Here is a 16,267-nt window from a genome sequence, read left to right on the forward strand (position 1 = left end):
GATTTACTTTATTAGAGTCATTAAGAAGCCGGAACATACCAATTGTTAAAACACCTGGTATGTTCCGGCGTCAAATATATACGTAGATTTCTTAATTTTAAAAAATAAGGGGGAATATTGGATGAAAAATTTGAGACACAGTGTATTTTGGCCTCCGTTCTTGTTATTAATTGCCGCCGCTTTATTTAGCTTTTTTAACAGAGAGGGCTTCATAAAAATGGCAACAGAAGCAAATAACTGGCTGTTAACAAATGTGGGCTGGTTATTTAGTCTAGGTGGCTTGATTATGCTGTTAACGGTTGTAGGGGTCTATTTTTCGCCACTAGGGAAAGTAAAAATTGGTGGAAAAAATGCAAAACCAATGCTTAAATTATCAAATTGGCTAGCGATTACCCTATGTACTACCATCGCATCAGGTGTAACTTTTTGGGGAATTGTTGAGCCTGTCTACCATGTAACAGCTCCTCCTGAGTCTCTAGGTATCGAACCAAATAGCCCAGCGGCTGCTATTTTTTCGATGTCAACGATGTATCTTCACTGGACCGTTACGCCATATGCTATATACTGTGTACCTGCACTAATGTTCGCCTTTGCTTATTATAATATGCGTAAACCGTTCAGTTTAAGTTCAACGTTATCTCCGCTTTTTGGCGATAAAGTATTTGGCGGTTGGGGGAAAACAATTGATGCCTTATGTTTATATACATTGGCACTTGGGATGGCCGCAGCAATGGGAACCAGTATTTTAAACTTAGCAGGTGGAGTGAGTTACTTATCGGGTATTGCTAGTACTCCAACACTTTGGGCCATTATTTCTTTGGTGGTCATGGTGACGTTTATTCTTTCTGCTTCCAGCGGTTTAATGAAAGGAATCAGAATTTTATCGGATATCAATATGAAAGTGTATATTGTGATCGTCCTATTTATGTTTGTTGCTGGGCCGGCAGCCTATATTGTGAATCTAGGGACTGAATCCTTTGGTAACTTTTTAACTCATTTCTTTGAAAAGAGTTTATTTACTGGATCTGCAGCTGGAGACCAGTGGCCTCAGTGGTGGACAGTGTTTTATTGGGCTAACTGGTTTGCTTGGGCAGCAATTACAGCCTTGTTCCTTGGAAGAATATCTTATGGTTATTCCGTAAGAGCTTTTATTATGGTCAACTTCGTTGTCCCTTCTGCCTTCGGTGCTTTATGGATGACTATCTTTGGAGGAACTGCGATCCACAAGCAGATGACGGAAGGAACCCTGGGTGATATTTTAACAAATCAAGGGCCAGAATCTGTATTATATTCGGTTTTATCTGATGTACCATTGTCTAGTCTAGTTATTCCTTTTTATCTGTTTGTTGTCTTTATCTCTTTCGTAACAGCTTCTGATTCAAATATCTCCGCAATGGGCGGTATCAGTTCTACTGGAATTACGCCTGAAAGCCCAGAAGCAGGCATGTTCATTAAAGTTGTTTGGGGCGCTGCGATTGGTATTATTTCTTGGATCATGATCAGCTTCGCTAAAATTGATGGAATCAAAATGCTTTCGAATTTAGGTGGAGTACCTGCACTCATATTGGGGCTATTAACGGTCTTTGCCTTAATTAAGGTCGCTAGAAATCCAGAAAAATATGATGTTGCCAGCAGGGACCAGAGTGATGAACAGGAAGAATTGAAAAAGGTAATGTAACTTTTAGAACTTTGAAACAAAAGGTGTTTTTAAGGGCTGTTGACAATCTAATATGATTTTCTTATACCTGTATAGAATTTAATCTATACAGGTTTTTTATTGGGGGAAATATTATGTTTGTATGTAGTGTTTCATTATCATTATAAAACTATTATCTAACAGCATCAGAATAGGTAATATAACAATTTCAAATATCAATGAAATTTAAAGAAGATGATCTCTTTCTTATAAATAGCGATTATGTAATTGTGAAGATACGTACTTAAATAACCGACAATATATTTAAATTAGATTGAAAGATATTTCAGTGATAAAATATTTATAGAATTTGTTTAAAACGGGGTGCTTTTTTGGGGACTGAATTAATTTTCATAGGCATTATATTAGTGGGTTCTGTCCTACAAACAAGTACAGGTTTTGGCTTTTCCATAATGGCGACACCTTTCTTACTAATGTTATTCCAACCACAAGAAGCTATACAAATAAACATTATTTTATCTTTAATTATCTCAATATTATTAATTTGGAAAATAAGAACGGACATTGATTATATGATTTTAAAAAGATTTACTTACGGAAGTATAGTTGGTGTGCCATTTGGTATTTTAATTTTTATATCCATAAACATTAACTCATTTAAATTAGCAGTTAGCCTCCTTCTTTTGCTATTAACATTGTTACTGATATGCAAGTTTAAGGTTAAATCAACACAATTTAGAGATTACATTATAGGTGGGTTATCAGGTCTTTTAACGACAAGTATAGGCATGCCTGGACCACCGTTGTTACTTTACTTTACAGGAACTGATACTGAAAAAGGGAAGTTGAGAGCAACTACTTTAGCATTTTATTTGTTTATATATTTCATTGGTCTTATTACCCAAATTATCATTACTGGAACTAACAAAATAATATGGGAATCAAGTCTTTATGCAATACCCGTCGTATTAATAGGTTTGTATATAGGTCAAATTATCTTTAAAGTGCTTAATCAACGGATTTTTAGAATATTTACATATATCCTTTTGAGTTGTACAGGAATTTATCTATTTATCGAAAGTTTAAGTTCATTTTAAATATGTTTTATTAAACCAACAGGTGCTTCAATTTATATTTTGTCCTTTTTTGCAATGGAAGGTTATTATGGGGGAATATAACATCGGGATAGACCTTGGTGGAATCCTATCGCCGTATTTTTAATCAAGGCAGGATCTTCGATTATCGGATAATATGCCTATTCTATTTGCCGTAGGGGTAGCGCTTGGCATGTCTAAAAACAAAGATGATTCGGCTGCTTTGAGTGGATTGGTTGCCTACTTGGTCGTTACAACCCTGCTTTCAACAGATTCAGTCGCTATGCTTCAATGGATTGACGCAGAAAATGTAAACCCTGCCATTGCGAAATAGGAAATAAAGTTCGTTAGGATTCTTTCTGGTATCGTAGCATCCATTATGTACAATCCCTTTAGCGATGTTCAGCTTCCGGCTGCATTGGCATTCTTTAGCGGAAAACGATTAGTTCCGATTTTGACAGCTGTTTTTACTGAACAAACAAATTTCGTATATAATTTCGTTCCAATTCAAAAAGAAGAGTGAGATTTATGTAACAAAATTCAATAAAAATTTAAGTGAAGCTTTACATAACTTGTAAACAATTGAACATATGCTTAGAAGTCCAAGGTGATATCAAACCTTTTCTATGCTAAACTGTTTTCAATATTTTTGAAAGGGGAAGTAAGATGAAGGTTGCGGATGCTTTACATATTGGTGAACTCTCAACTGGTACAGTTATTGCTGGTAAAAAGGGACTTACACGGGAGATTGCTTCGATTGAGGTCATGGAGGTTCCTGAAGTAGGAAGCTGGGTAACTGAAGGAATTCTAATGATGACTACCTTTTATTCAGTTAAAGACGATTTAAAAAAGCAATGTGAGATATTAAAAACACTTATAGAAAAAAATGCTTCAGGGATGGTTGTAAAATTAGGGAGATTTGTTGATCAGCTTCCAAAAGAAATGATTGAGCTAGCAGAAGTCCATTCATTTCCTATCATTTCAATCCCTACTAATGTCTCTTACATTAATATATTAACTCCTTTATATGAAAAGCTTTATGAAGAAAGGAAAAAAGTAGCACAGGACTCATTAAACCCTTTTCATGCCTTTATAAAAGAGGAGTATGCTACAGTTTCCGATGCAATTGAAAGCTTATCGAAGATTGTAGACTCTCAAGTTTATATAGAGGATTGTGAGGGGCGGTTGCTATATAGTACGGAGAAAATTTCATCAGATGGCTGGCGAAATTCTAAGTTGTTATTGTCTAAGCCTATACATCCTAGATATAGGGAGGTAACAAATGAATGGCGTACAGAATTTCAACACAGTAATCATAAACGAGTAAAATTTTCAGATAAAAGAAATCGGTTGATCATTCCTCTTGTATCTAAGAATAAAATATTTGCTTTTGTCCATCTTCCTTATAAAAACCAGTCTAAGTTTAATGAGATCGAAACTCAGAATGTAGACAATTTGATTCGTAAACTTTCCGAAACAGTAATGAGTGAGCAGTTAGAATTACAAAAGGAAAGGATTAAGGATATAGATGCTTTAGAATTCCTCTTGGATGATCACAATTACGTTAAGACGAATGCTTCTTTTACGCTATTGTTTTTTTCAAGGGAAAACCTTGAATCTCCGATCTTTCAACAGGCAACTTTAATGGAAGGTAACGTTTTAATTCGAAAAAAAATAAAAGAGTTTTTAAAGGGCATCCCGTTTGAACAAAATATCGTATTTGAGAAGTACAATCATTTTTTTGCTTTAGTTCAAAATTCATTAACTGATAATCAAACCATTTTAGCACAATTTACAAATGCGTATCAAACAGCTATGATACACTCTTCTATTGAAGATATGCATGTTTCAATTAGTTCGCCATTTAATGATTTAAATGACTTTGACGAGAAAATAAAAGCAACCATGAAAATTATGGAGATAGGTCTTAAAGTTCGACGTGACGAAAAGATTTATTCGTATGATAAACTAGGAATTTATGAAATTCTTATCAAATTAAGTGGAGATCCATTTGCTGTGAAGTATGCAGAAGAAGTTTTGTTGCCGCTTGCTAGTAATGATGGACAGTTGTTAGAAACGCTCATCTTGTTTTTAAATGAAAATGGTAATGTATCACGAACCGCTGAAAAGTTATTTATTCACCGAAGAACAATGACATACCGTCTTCAAAAAATAAAAGAACTGATAAATATGGAGCTAGATGATCCAGAAAATCTTTTTATTCTACGTTTTTGTTTAAAAATGAAAGAGCTAACATAACGAAAAGACGGAATCCAACCGTCTTTTTTTAGTGGACTAAATTATTTAGGTAAAGGATTAATGAATTGAAATTATGTTGATTGGGTCAGTATGGGAATAAATAAGTGGTAATCATTAGGATTCCACTTATTTAATAAAAAAGAGTGTAAATAGTGAGAAAAGACGGAGCAAAATGTTTTCCCACTTTATACATACTACATAATAGTTTTAATTTTTATAATATTCAAAAAGGAGGGGTAATTATGCTAGGAATTATACGTGTCTTAACAACTGAAGATGAAAATATACTGCAGGAACACGGTAGGAAAATGCATGAGTATGCAGAGATCTCCTCGGTATCACACTGTATACCGGATCAACCTAATGGAATATATGATTATTTATCTGAAAAAGAAGCTATTCCAAAAATCGTCAAGCTAGCGAAATGGATGGAAGGAGAATTAAATGTTAAAGCGCTTACAATTAGTTGTGCTGCAGATCCTGCTATAGAAGAATGCAGAGCTGCTGTCAATATTCCAGTACTGGGGGCAGGAAGCTGCGGTGCCCACACAGCTTGTATGGTTGGAAGCCGAGTAGGAGTCATTGGAATTACTGGAGAGCCACCTAGCCAGATTATAAAGGAGTTAGGTGAACGTTATCATTCATATATTTTTTCTGAAAAGTTAAGAAAGACGACGGACTTATTTGAAAAAGGGGCAAAAGGAGAATTATTAAATGCAGCAAAGGAATTAATTCATTCTGGTGCTGATGTTATTTTATTTGCATGTACTGGATTTTCAACCATTCGTTTAAAAGATTATTTTATTCAACATGTAACTGTACCAGTAGTTGACCTAGTTGAAGCGCAGGCAATTGCTTATCAATTAATTAGAAAGGAGGACTAGCAATGAATCAAAAAACCTTTGATATTTCGTTTATTCTATTTTCCATTATTATTGCAATATTTGGTGCAATTGTAGGTATGCAGCTTATTACAACTCTCGGGATTACACCAAACACATCAATCATAGGAGCATTAATCGCGATGTTGATTGCACGTATTCCGATGCAAATGTTCTATAAATACAAGTTGCTGGATAATCAGAACTTAGTTCAAACAACGATTTCCGCTGCCACGTTTGGAGCAGCAAATAGTTTATTAATCCCGATTGGGTTACCGTACGTCCTAGGGATGCCTGAGTTAATCATTCCAATGTTAATTGGTGCAGGGATTGCTTTATTTATTGATGGATTCATTCTTTATAAGGTATTTGACTCAAAGCTATTTGGTTCGAATGAGGCTTGGCCTCCAGGTATTGCGACAGCTGAAGCTCTTAAAGCTGGTGATGAAGGTGGGCAAAAAGCGAAATACCTTGGTTTAGGTATTTTTGGTGGACTTATAGGTTCCCACTTTGGTATTTCAATGTCAGCTTTTGGGGTTGCCTTCATTGGGAATATTTGGGCTCTTTTAATGTTTGGATTAGGTTTGTTATTAACAGGTTACTCCGGTCAATTGTTCGGTGTGGATCTAAATGCATATTACATCCCACACGGAATGATGATTGGCGGTGGTGTTGTAGCATTGTTCCAGTTCATCTATACGTTTACTTCGTCTCGTCAGAAAATGAAAGCTGAAAAGGAAGCTGATCATGAATTTACACGTACAGAGGTTGATGTAAAAAAAGGATTTGGAATTGGTTTCTTGCTTTATATTGGAGGAGCAGTCCTGCTTGCTATAATGGGCGGGATCATTAGTGAAATGCCACTTTGGCAGGTTGCACTTTTTGTTTTATACGCTGCGGTGGCAGCCTTAGTTCACGAAGTCATTGTTGGAATTGCAGCCATGCATTCAGGTTGGTTTCCAGCGTTTGCCGTTACGCTAATCTGTCTTATCATCGGTATGCTTTTAGGGTTCCCGCCAGTAGCTCTAGCCTTATTAACAGGCTTTACTGCTGCAACAGGTCCTGCATTTGCCGATATGGGATATGACTTGAAAACGGGTGTTCTTATTCGTAGAAGTATTTCATCTGCAGAGGAGCTTTTTGCACGCAGACAGCAATTTAAAAGTGCAATGATTGGTTTTGGAGTTGCGTTCGTGATGGTAGCCATTTTTGCAGAGTCATTTTTCTCCCAGGACTTAGTTCCTCCAGTTGATCGAGTTTATGCTACGACCATTGAGAAGGGGATAACAGGAAATGTTGGAATGTTATTGTTCTTATGGGCCATTCCAGGGGCACTTATCCAGTTAATCGGGGGTTCAAAAAGACAAATGGGAATTATGCTTGCAACAGGATTGTTAATTACAAATCCGCTTGCAGGTTGGGCAGTTATAATTGGGATTTTGATCAGAGTTATCATTCTAAAAGTTCGTGGCCCAGAAGCTGAAAATGCGATGTTTACTACAGCAGCAGGATTTATTGCAGGAGATGCATTATATAGCTTCTTTACATCTATGTGGAAAGCACGATGATGAGGTGATGATATGACGAAAAAAATATTGACAAAAGAAGACGCATTTAAAGCTGTATATGGCGGCTGCATTTTAGGAGGCGGTGGCGGAGGCTGGATTCATGACGGCCTTCAAAAAACAGAATCTGCTTTTAAAGTCGGTTCTCCTACTCTTATTACAGTTGACGAATTGAAGGATGATGATTATGTCGTGTGTGTATCTCTTGTAGGTGCCCCTTCAGCAAAGGAACAATATGTGGATTCGTTGCAACTTATCGAAACAGTTCAACGGATGCAAAAAGAATTTCCGTATCCAATTAAAGCGATTATGACAAATGAAAACGGGGCTTCTACAACAATAAACGGGTGGCTGCAAGCTGCAGGCACTGAACTTCCAGTTCTTGATGCACCTTGTAATGGTAGAGCACACCCAACAGGATCCATGGGTTCTTTAAATTTATCTGAAGTGGATAATTACACTTCACTTCAATCTTATTCCGGCGGTAAAGATGCCAAAAAAGTAGAGGGTTTTGTCTCGGCCACCCTTGATATTTCGTCCAATGTGGTTCGCTTTATGTCCGTTGAAGCTGGTGGCATGGTTGGTGTTTGCCGAAATCCAGTGACATTGGGTTATGTCAAAGAAAATGCTGCAGTTGGCGGCATTACACAAGCGATAGAGCTTGGCGAAGTCTTTCTTTCAGAACCAGAGGGACCAGGACGAATCGAAGCTGTCGCATCGTTCTTAAAGGGCCGGGTTATTCATTCTGGAAGAGTTAGTCATTTTGAAATGAATCAAACAGGTGGATTTGATGTTGGATTTGTGAAGATTGATGATTTAGAGCTTACCTTTTGGAATGAATATATGACAGCTGAAATGAATGGTGAGCGTAAAGGAACATTCCCAGATCTCATAATGACGTTTGATGCAAACACTGGACTTCCTCTAGTAAGTGCAGAAATGAATGAAGGACAAAGTATCGCCGTTCTTTCAGTACCGAAGGAAAACTTAAAATTAAGTTCGACGATGTTTAATAAAAAGTTATTAAAAGCAGTAGAACCAATTATTCAAAAAAAGATTATGTAAAGGAGAGTATTTAATCATGTCATTGAAATATACGTTTGAAGTAATGGAGCTCCTAGATGATCCTAAGGCAAATGGAAAGATGGTAACGGATCTTTTTACAGAATTATCTTATGTAGAGGCGTCTTATCAAACCGTACAAGGTGATCGTGGGTCAACAGATTTCGTGAAAATTGTTGTAAAGGGAACAGAAGGAAAACTAGCAGGCGGCAATGCACCTTCTTTAGGAATTGTTGGACGATTAGGCGGACTTGGAGCAAGACCTTCTCGAATTGGATTTGTTTCAGATGGGGATGGAGCTGCAGCTGCAGTTGCGACTGCTCTAAAGCTTGGGACGATGGCAGAAAAAGGTGACCGGTTACCGGGTGATGTGTATATTACGACACATATCTGTCCGGATGCTCCAACAGAACCACATGAACCTGTTGATTTTATGGGATCACCTGTTGATATTCTTACGATGAATCAACATGAAGTATTACCTGAGATGGAAGCTGTTCTATCAATCGATACAACGAAGGGAAACAAAGTTTTTAACCATCGTGGAATTGCCCTTTCACCAACAGTAAAAGAAGGGTATGTATTAAAATTCTGTGATGACTTGATTCGAATCATGGAAATGTCTACAGGAGATCTTCCTGTCACGTTTGCGGTAACAACACAAGATATTACACCATATGGAAATGATGTATACCATATTAATAGTATTTTACAGCCAGCAGTTGCAACTGATGCCCCTGTTGTAGGCCTTGCAATTACAGCTAAAACAGCAGTACCTGGATGTGGAACAGGTGCAAGCCATGAGGTAGATGTAGCACAAGCTGTTCGCTTTAGCATCGAAGTTGCGAAAGAATTTACCAGAGGAAATATTCAATTCTATGATTCTGCGGAATTTGATCGTCTTGTAAGTTTATACGGTTCAATGAAGAAGCTGCAAACATTGGGAAGTGCCACATCATGATTCAAAAATCTGTTGGTGTTTTGACAATTGGCCAATCACCGCGGATAGATGTCACTCCTTCAATTCAACATATACTTGGGAACTCAGTTGATCTTGTTGAAGCTGGAGGACTCGATCGAATTGATGATGATAATATTCACACCATCACACCCGATAATGACGAAATAACGTATATTTCGAAATTAAGAAACGGTCAATCTACTAAAATAGGAAAATCAAAACTATTGCCATTATTGCAAGAGGAATTAACTAGATTGGAAGATAAGGTCTCTGCCGTTATTATGCTTTGTACAGGGGATTTTCCAACAATTAATAGTAAAAAACCATTAATTTATCCCGATAAAATTTTAAGCCATACCGTACAAGCAATTTTAACAAAAGGAAAACTTGGGTTAATTGTTCCATTGGAAGAACAAAGATATACATTAACTCAAAAGTGGAAAAGCACTGGAATTGATCTTTGTGTAGAAGTTGCATCACCATATGAAGACAGTGATATAAAAGGGGCTGCTCGAAAGTTAAAAAAACAGGGAGCAGAACTAATTGTTCTTGATTGTATGGGATATAACGAAGCCCATAAAAAAGATGCTATGGAAGAAAGCAGCTTACCAGTTCTGCTTCCTCGCACCTTAACTGCCCGCATTGTTGCAGAATATGTTTAGTGGAATGGATCCGGTTTTCCGGATCTTTTTCTTAAGGAGAAGGATGTAAAATGCCTATTATTGCACTACTTATTTTAAGTCTTCTTTGGGGATCCACGTTTTATATTACAAAATTATTGCTCCCTGATTTTCATCCCGTTTCGATTGTATTTTATCGATGTTTATTTGGTATGGTGGCGTTATTTCCATTTTTCTTATGGAAAAAAACCAAAGATGATTTTCAAAAAGTTCCTATTCTTTTGCTTACAACTTTAATAAGTGCAGGAATTCCGTGGGTTTTTATGAGCTTTAGCTTAAGAGAGCTTGATACCACAATCGGTGGAGTGTTAAATGCATCTGGACCAATATTGGGAATGATTTTAAGTGTATTCATTTTAAAAACACCTGTTACGAAACAACAATTAATTAGTGTATTCATTGGTTTCATTGGAATATGCACAACATTGATGGGGGGAATGAATGGATCTGGTCAATTCGAATTAGGACCTGCAGGACTGCTTTTAGTAGCTGTTTGTTTCTATTCTATGTCAGCTGTACTTTCCGCGAAATATTTGAATCATTGTTCGCTTTTTACTCTTTCATTTATGACAATGCTTGTAGGTTGCGTTTATTCTGGTATATTTATGATATTTATTGAACCGAAAAGTTTTCAGTATTTTAATTCTTGGAAACCAATCTTTTTGTTTATTGTTTTAGGGATGATTAGCTCTGGGTTCGGGAACGTACTATATTATTATCTAGTTAAATCTTGCGGGGCTATTTTCGCTTTATTCGTTACTTATTTAATGCCAATCATGACGATCCTTTTAGGGGTACTGTTTCTAGATGAAAAGGTCAATAAAGGTATGATTATTGGATTGTTATTTGTATTTACAAGTATTTATATTATGAATAAGAAAATGATGAAAAAAAGAAGGAGTGAATATGTATGAGTGAGTTTCATACAATAGTTGCAAATATTATGACGAACAATTTACATGTCTCTAAATCTAATTCAATTTTGGTGTTCACAGATAATAGTACTTCTTCGTTAGCTGAAAAATTTAGAGACGCTTTGATAGCAAACGGGTGGAGGGTTTCTTTTTTTGAAATGGAAGATAGAATGAAATCCGGTGAAGAACCACCCAATGAAGCTTCTGAAGAGATGCTAAAGCATGATGTTGTCTTTTGTTTAACGAAACATTCTTTAACCCATACAGCAGCAAGAAAGAATGCGAATCTCCACGGGGTAAGTGTTATTACTATGCCAGGGATTACGGAAGATATGTTCTTACATGGTGCAATAAACGCTGATTATCAACGTGTAGAAAAAGAAACTTTGGAAATGGCTGAAAAGCTATCTAAAGCTGAAAAACTAATGATTAAAACTGGAGAAAATATATTAGAAATACCGCTACAAGGGAGAGATGGTGTTCCAAGTACGGGAGTTTTCAAAGAAAAAGCTGCTTCGGGTAACTTACCTTCAGGTGAAGCCTATATTGCTCCTGTTGAAGGTGAAGCAGAAGGGAAAATTGAAATAAATGGTTCAATTGCTGGCATTGGACGATTGGAAAAGCCAATCGTTTTATCAATCCAAAAAGGCAGACTTATCGAAGCTACAGGTGAAACAGGGGAGAAATTACTTACCTTGCTTGGAAATGGAGATGGAAGATTACTTTGTGAATTAGGAATTGGAACAAACCATGCTGCAAGAGTAACCGGCAATATATTAGAAGATGAAAAAGCCTACAATACGATTCATGTAGCTTTTGGTTCTAACCATACGTTTGGAGGCACAATCAAAACAAATGTACATATTGACTGTGTGACTGTAAAACCAGAAATAGAATGGGTATTTTCTGAAAATTGAATAACCAATACACCAGATGTGTATATCGGCTTAATAAAAATGTTTGAGGGAGAGTATTAAAAAACATCAGTGATGCTCTCCTCTATTGGAGAGAGGTATACAGCACGATAAGAAAACCAATGGGGCAACTTTGATGTGGCTGTTAGATAGTCCTAAAAACTGAGCTGTTGCTAGTGAAGTAATATAGTACTGTACGCTTAGTTTTATAAGTCCCCGCTACCCAAAATTGCCATAACAAAACATTGACTGATGGTATAGCTGCTCCTTATATATAAGGATTCTTAAAAAGCTCTAGGGAAAAACAAATCCTTAGAGCTTTTTAAAGGTGGATTTATTTAACGGCTTCTTTTAGTTCTTTACCTGGTTTAAATGCTGGAACTTTAGAAGCAGGGATCTGAAGTTCCTCTCCTGTTTGTGGATTACGGCCTGTTCGAGCTGCACGTTCACGTACTTCAAAAGTTCCAAAACCGATTAACTGGATTTTCTCTTCCTTAGAAAGTGTATTAATGATGGTATCAATTAAAGCATCTACAGCCTTTGTAGTATCTTTCTTTGATAATTCTGTTTGAGAAGCGACAGCATTAATTAGTTCTGTTTTATTCATTTCCAAACACCTCTTCATTATTATTAGATTGTTAGATAGTATGTAGAGAGTGATAGCATATCATATCTAATAGAAGGTTTTCCAATTTGACAGACTAATAAACATCCATTATTGAAGAATTAGTACTCTAAATTAGAGTAAGAAAGGAGTTATAAACAGTCCTGAGTAAACTTTCATAAATTGACTACTGAAAGGACCATATTCTGCTTGAATTTTCATGTCGGCTGTATGACTATTACCACTAGTTACTTGATAAGTGGGTTGCAAATAACAAAGGATTTGAATTATGGTTAATCTAAGATCAAAATACTTGAAGGTACTACTTACATTGAAAGTGAAGGTTCACCATTAGCTAAACATTTAAAGTAGCAATGTTATAGGTTGGTTAGGGTAGATTTGCAGTTGAGATTTATTTCCTATTAACCTTTATCATTAATTTTTGATAATTATTAATAAGTATATCCATTTCCTTACTACATTTTAAAGCCTCATTTGATAATATACCAAACTTCTCAACGCTCATATGGAGTTCTTCACGTTTATATTCAATTACTATAAGTAATTTATTTTTATCATCCATAATTTCATCCTCAAAAAGATTAATCAATATTTTCATTAAAAATAAAAAAGAATTTTATATGTTTATTGAGATTAAATTAATTATCCAAGGTTTGTAAAGATTCTAATTAGTATTGTTAAGTGGTTGAAAACAAACTTTTAAAAAAGCATTTAAGGAAAATTATCATTTTGAAAAAACTCTTTCCCAATAATACCATATTTGGATATTGTATAGTAAAATATTAAAATTTAATTTTAGAAGTTACTTCCTAAAACTGAAATAAAGAAAAAATAACAGGAATAGTTGTTTAATAATACTAGCGATACTCTTTTTTGAATTATGGTATCTTTAATATATAAACAAAGTTCGGTTTTTTATTGATAAAGTTCCCGAGTTCATTAAGGAGATTGAAGGATGAATCAAGTTCCATTTTATATACTAGAATCAAAGCGATCTTGTGGCTTAAATGGTATGGATCCAAATGATATACCTTTCCCAAAATTATGTTTAATGAGAAATGTTCTTATTCAAAGAGTTTCGGAATATCAAGAGGTTCTGACTGTTTCAAGACATTTCATGAAAAAATTACTCTTTTTTATGAAGAGCACCCCCACGTTGGTAGTAATCTCAGACGATAAAGGATATGTACTTGAAATGTATGGTGATCAATCCATACAAAGCATGGTTCATTCCTTAGGTATTCATGAAGGAGTTTTATTTGATGAAACAGGTGTTGGGACTAATTCCATTTCCTTAGCATTGAAACATAAAACGCCTATTCAATTAATTGGTGTTGATCATTATCATTATTGTTTACATTCAACTGCTTGTATGACAGTTCCTTTTTATTTTGAGGATCCCGAAAGAAGATCTGGTACTGTTTCAATTATGAGTACAATTGATTATGCAAGCTCTTTTCATTTAGGTTTATTATCTTCTGCAGTAGACTCTATCGAAAGGGAGCTAAAGATTAGAAAACAAAATAGGCGTTTAAATGTATTACATCAAGTTATGGTTGATTCCACACAAAGTGGGATTGTTATCATGGACACTAAAGGAATCATTACCGAATTTAATCAGGCTGGTGAGTATATAACAGGTTATGATAAAGAAATGATAATCGGTTCCCATATAGACATTTTGAAACCAATTAGTTCCTATGTAAATAAAATTTTGAAAAACGGTAGGGAATATAAAAATTTAGAGTTAACATTTAACTCTCCAAAGGGAGGGAAAGAGAAAACCTGCTTATTTGACGCTTTACCCATTTATGATGAAAACAACAGTTTACTAGGTGCTTTTGTCCAGTTTCGGGATATTTCTGATCGTATTGAACTTGAAAAACAAGTTATAGCAACAGAAAAACTTTCCCTAATAGGTAAACTCGGTGCAGGTTTAGCACATGAAATTCGAAATCCCCTTACTTCTGTAATAGGATTTATTCAATTATTAAAAAAAGAGGTTGAGAAAAAAGGCACAGAAAAACATTTTAAGATTATCTTAGATGAACTTGAGAGAATTAAGCGCTTGGTTAATCAATTGGTGATGATGGCTAAACCAAGTACTCATGAACGAAAAGAATGTAATGTTGAGGAGCTTATAAAAGAAACCATTTATCTAATGAATAGTCAAGCCGCTCAACATAATGTAACAATTTATTTTGAAACTAGTTTAAAAGAAAATTCTCTAATGATTGATGAATCACAGATTAAACAAGTTCTCATAAATATCATAAAAAATGCAATTGAAGCCGCCAATGATAGTGGTGGGATCATAAACGTCTCTCTTACTCAAGTTAGTAATATAAATGATCCTTTTATTGAAATTATAGTAAAAGATGATGGTAAGGGGTTGACTGAAGAGCAAATCCAGAAACTTTTTACTCCCTTTTTCTCCTCAAAAGAAAATGGATTAGGTCTAGGTCTATCTATTTGTAAACAAATTATTGAGTCTCATAAAGGGAAAATAGAGGTTTCTTCGGTCATAGATCAGGGAACCACCTTTAAGATTTTACTACCAAGTAAATCATAAATTCACTTTATATTTATTTAAGAAAAAAGGGGTTTTAGTTGAGGTATTGTATTTTATCTAAAAAGAGATAAATGGGGGAGAGTTTCTACTCTCCCCCTATTTAAGTAAAAGGGTATTAGAAACGTCCCATTGATTGTTGAGCCATAGCAACAAGACGTTTAGTAATTTCTCCACCAACTGATCCATTAGCTCTTGATGTTGTTTCAGCACCAAGGTTAACGCCAAACTCTGATGCGATTTCAAACTTCATTTGTTCAATAGCTTGTTGAGCACCAGGAACAACTAATTGATTGCTGTTATTATTTTGTGCCATTCAAATCATCTCCTTAAAAGTTTGTAAGAGTTAGATTATGCAAGCTTGCTTAATTGTAGTTTAAGGTTTTAAGCAAAACTTATACATGTAAATAATGGAATTAGTATAAGGCAGATTATACCTAATAGTGAAAGGGGGGAGTGAAGAATAGATTCATCTGGGTAAAAACAATTTTTCCTTCACAATCGGGCCATTTAATGGTGCGAAACGTTTCTAACCTAACTTGGGAGTGGTCACATTACCCAGATAAAAGTTAGACAATTCCTTCTGGAATTGAAGGATTATATCGAAGAGTCAAATGAAAGAGTAACGCCTTGAAGGGCTCTCTCTGCGTCGAATAGTACTTGATTTAGTAAGAATGATAGTGTTATAAGCTCGGCAAAGAAGGCGTAAGAATTTACCGTATCAGTTCGGCTGACGAAAGCCTACCCGAGGGGGTGGTGTAAATCATGATGCTTGAGTTGAATGAGTAAGGTGAGAATGCAAAAGAACCTACAGTAAAAGGTTAAGCTGACGAACTTCTGAATGTACGGGTCTAGAATGGCAATACATAGAAATGTGTATATCACCTAATGTGAGGTTAGCAGTGGATGAGTAAGACTGATTAATATGAAAATCCATGATATGTTACAGGCATATGAACGGCTAACAGGCTTACAGGAAGCACCTAAGTTCATTCCATAATAGATATAATTCAACGTTGTAAGCTGATACCGTGGAGGGCTTACTCCCTATGAAGCGTTGGTAAGGAAAGCAATAGTGAGAATAGC

Annotated in this window: 14 protein-coding genes and 1 pseudogene; 12 read left to right on the forward strand and 3 right to left on the reverse strand. The window is 35.6% G+C overall.

Annotated elements, in window-relative coordinates:
* The first annotated feature begins 121 nt into the window (after window positions 1–121).
* From WQ54_RS14605 to WQ54_RS14650, 11 genes and pseudogenes are all read left to right on the forward strand, one after another.
* The gene (locus tag WQ54_RS14605) at window positions 122–1,678 is read left to right on the forward strand and encodes a BCCT family transporter (RefSeq protein ID WP_046517686.1); all 1,557 of its coding nucleotides are present in this window, start codon (window positions 122–124) and stop codon (window positions 1,676–1,678) included.
* Between the two features lie 350 nt (window positions 1,679–2,028).
* Window positions 2,029–2,754, forward strand: coding sequence for a sulfite exporter TauE/SafE family protein (locus tag WQ54_RS14610; protein WP_046517687.1), 726 nt, complete (start codon window positions 2,029–2,031; stop codon window positions 2,752–2,754).
* Window positions 2,755–2,856: 102 nt separating this feature from the next.
* A pseudogene (locus WQ54_RS32665) lies at window positions 2,857–3,217 on the forward strand (PTS transporter subunit EIIC); the annotation flags it as partial.
* Window positions 3,218–3,417: 200 nt separating this feature from the next.
* Window positions 3,418–5,010: a PucR family transcriptional regulator gene (locus WQ54_RS14615; RefSeq protein ID WP_046517689.1), complete on the forward strand. Its 1,593-nt coding sequence runs from the start codon at window positions 3,418–3,420 to the stop codon at window positions 5,008–5,010.
* 242 nt (window positions 5,011–5,252) lie between these two features.
* Window positions 5,253–5,894 carry an aspartate/glutamate racemase family protein gene (locus tag WQ54_RS14620; RefSeq protein WP_046517691.1) on the forward strand — a complete coding sequence of 214 codons (642 nt, stop codon included), beginning with the start codon at window positions 5,253–5,255 and terminating at the stop codon, window positions 5,892–5,894.
* Between the two features lie 2 nt (window positions 5,895–5,896).
* On the forward strand, window positions 5,897–7,459 hold the full coding sequence (locus WQ54_RS14625) for an OPT/YSL family transporter (RefSeq protein WP_046517692.1): 1,563 nt from the start codon (window positions 5,897–5,899) through the stop codon (window positions 7,457–7,459).
* A gap of 12 nt (window positions 7,460–7,471) precedes the next feature.
* Window positions 7,472–8,521: a DUF917 family protein gene (locus WQ54_RS14630; RefSeq protein WP_046517694.1), complete on the forward strand. Its 1,050-nt coding sequence runs from the start codon at window positions 7,472–7,474 to the stop codon at window positions 8,519–8,521.
* Window positions 8,522–8,537: 16 nt separating this feature from the next.
* Window positions 8,538–9,479 carry a DUF1177 domain-containing protein gene (locus WQ54_RS14635; protein WP_046517696.1) on the forward strand — a complete coding sequence of 314 codons (942 nt, stop codon included), beginning with the start codon at window positions 8,538–8,540 and terminating at the stop codon, window positions 9,477–9,479.
* On the forward strand, window positions 9,476–10,141 hold the full coding sequence (locus tag WQ54_RS14640; protein ID WP_052737802.1) for an AroM family protein: 666 nt from the start codon (window positions 9,476–9,478) through the stop codon (window positions 10,139–10,141). Before WQ54_RS14635 ends, WQ54_RS14640 begins: the two co-directional genes overlap by 4 nt.
* A gap of 50 nt (window positions 10,142–10,191) precedes the next feature.
* On the forward strand, window positions 10,192–11,073 hold the full coding sequence (locus WQ54_RS14645) for a DMT family transporter (protein ID WP_046517697.1): 882 nt from the start codon (window positions 10,192–10,194) through the stop codon (window positions 11,071–11,073).
* Window positions 11,070–11,990 carry an aminopeptidase gene (locus tag WQ54_RS14650; protein ID WP_046517698.1) on the forward strand — a complete coding sequence of 307 codons (921 nt, stop codon included), beginning with the start codon at window positions 11,070–11,072 and terminating at the stop codon, window positions 11,988–11,990. The genes WQ54_RS14645 and WQ54_RS14650 overlap by 4 nt, the downstream gene beginning before the upstream one ends.
* Window positions 11,991–12,321: 331 nt before the next feature.
* Here the strand turns inward: WQ54_RS14650 and WQ54_RS14655 are convergent, their stop codons facing one another.
* Together WQ54_RS14655 and WQ54_RS32670 are read right to left on the reverse strand one after the other, a co-directional pair.
* Window positions 12,322–12,594 carry an HU family DNA-binding protein gene (locus WQ54_RS14655; RefSeq protein ID WP_046517701.1) on the reverse strand — a complete coding sequence of 91 codons (273 nt, stop codon included), beginning with the start codon at window positions 12,592–12,594 and terminating at the stop codon, window positions 12,322–12,324.
* Between the two features lie 409 nt (window positions 12,595–13,003).
* Complete coding sequence (locus WQ54_RS32670) at window positions 13,004–13,174, reverse strand: aspartyl-phosphate phosphatase Spo0E family protein (RefSeq protein ID WP_156177955.1); 171 nt, start codon at window positions 13,172–13,174, stop codon at window positions 13,004–13,006.
* Window positions 13,175–13,567: 393 nt separating this feature from the next.
* Between WQ54_RS32670 and WQ54_RS14660 the strand changes: the two genes are divergently transcribed.
* Window positions 13,568–15,184, forward strand: a complete 1,617-nt coding sequence (locus WQ54_RS14660; protein ID WP_046517702.1) for an ATP-binding protein — start codon at window positions 13,568–13,570, stop codon at window positions 15,182–15,184.
* A gap of 115 nt (window positions 15,185–15,299) precedes the next feature.
* On the opposite strand, the gene WQ54_RS14665 is transcribed toward WQ54_RS14660, so the two are convergent.
* A complete protein-coding gene (locus WQ54_RS14665; RefSeq protein ID WP_046517343.1) occupies window positions 15,300–15,497 on the reverse strand; it encodes an alpha/beta-type small acid-soluble spore protein in 198 nt (65 codons plus the stop codon).
* Window positions 15,498–16,267: the final 770 nt, after the last annotated feature.

It is taken from the genome of Bacillus sp. SA1-12 (assembly GCF_000981385.1).
Lineage (GTDB): Bacteria > Bacillota > Bacilli > Bacillales > Bacillaceae > Metabacillus.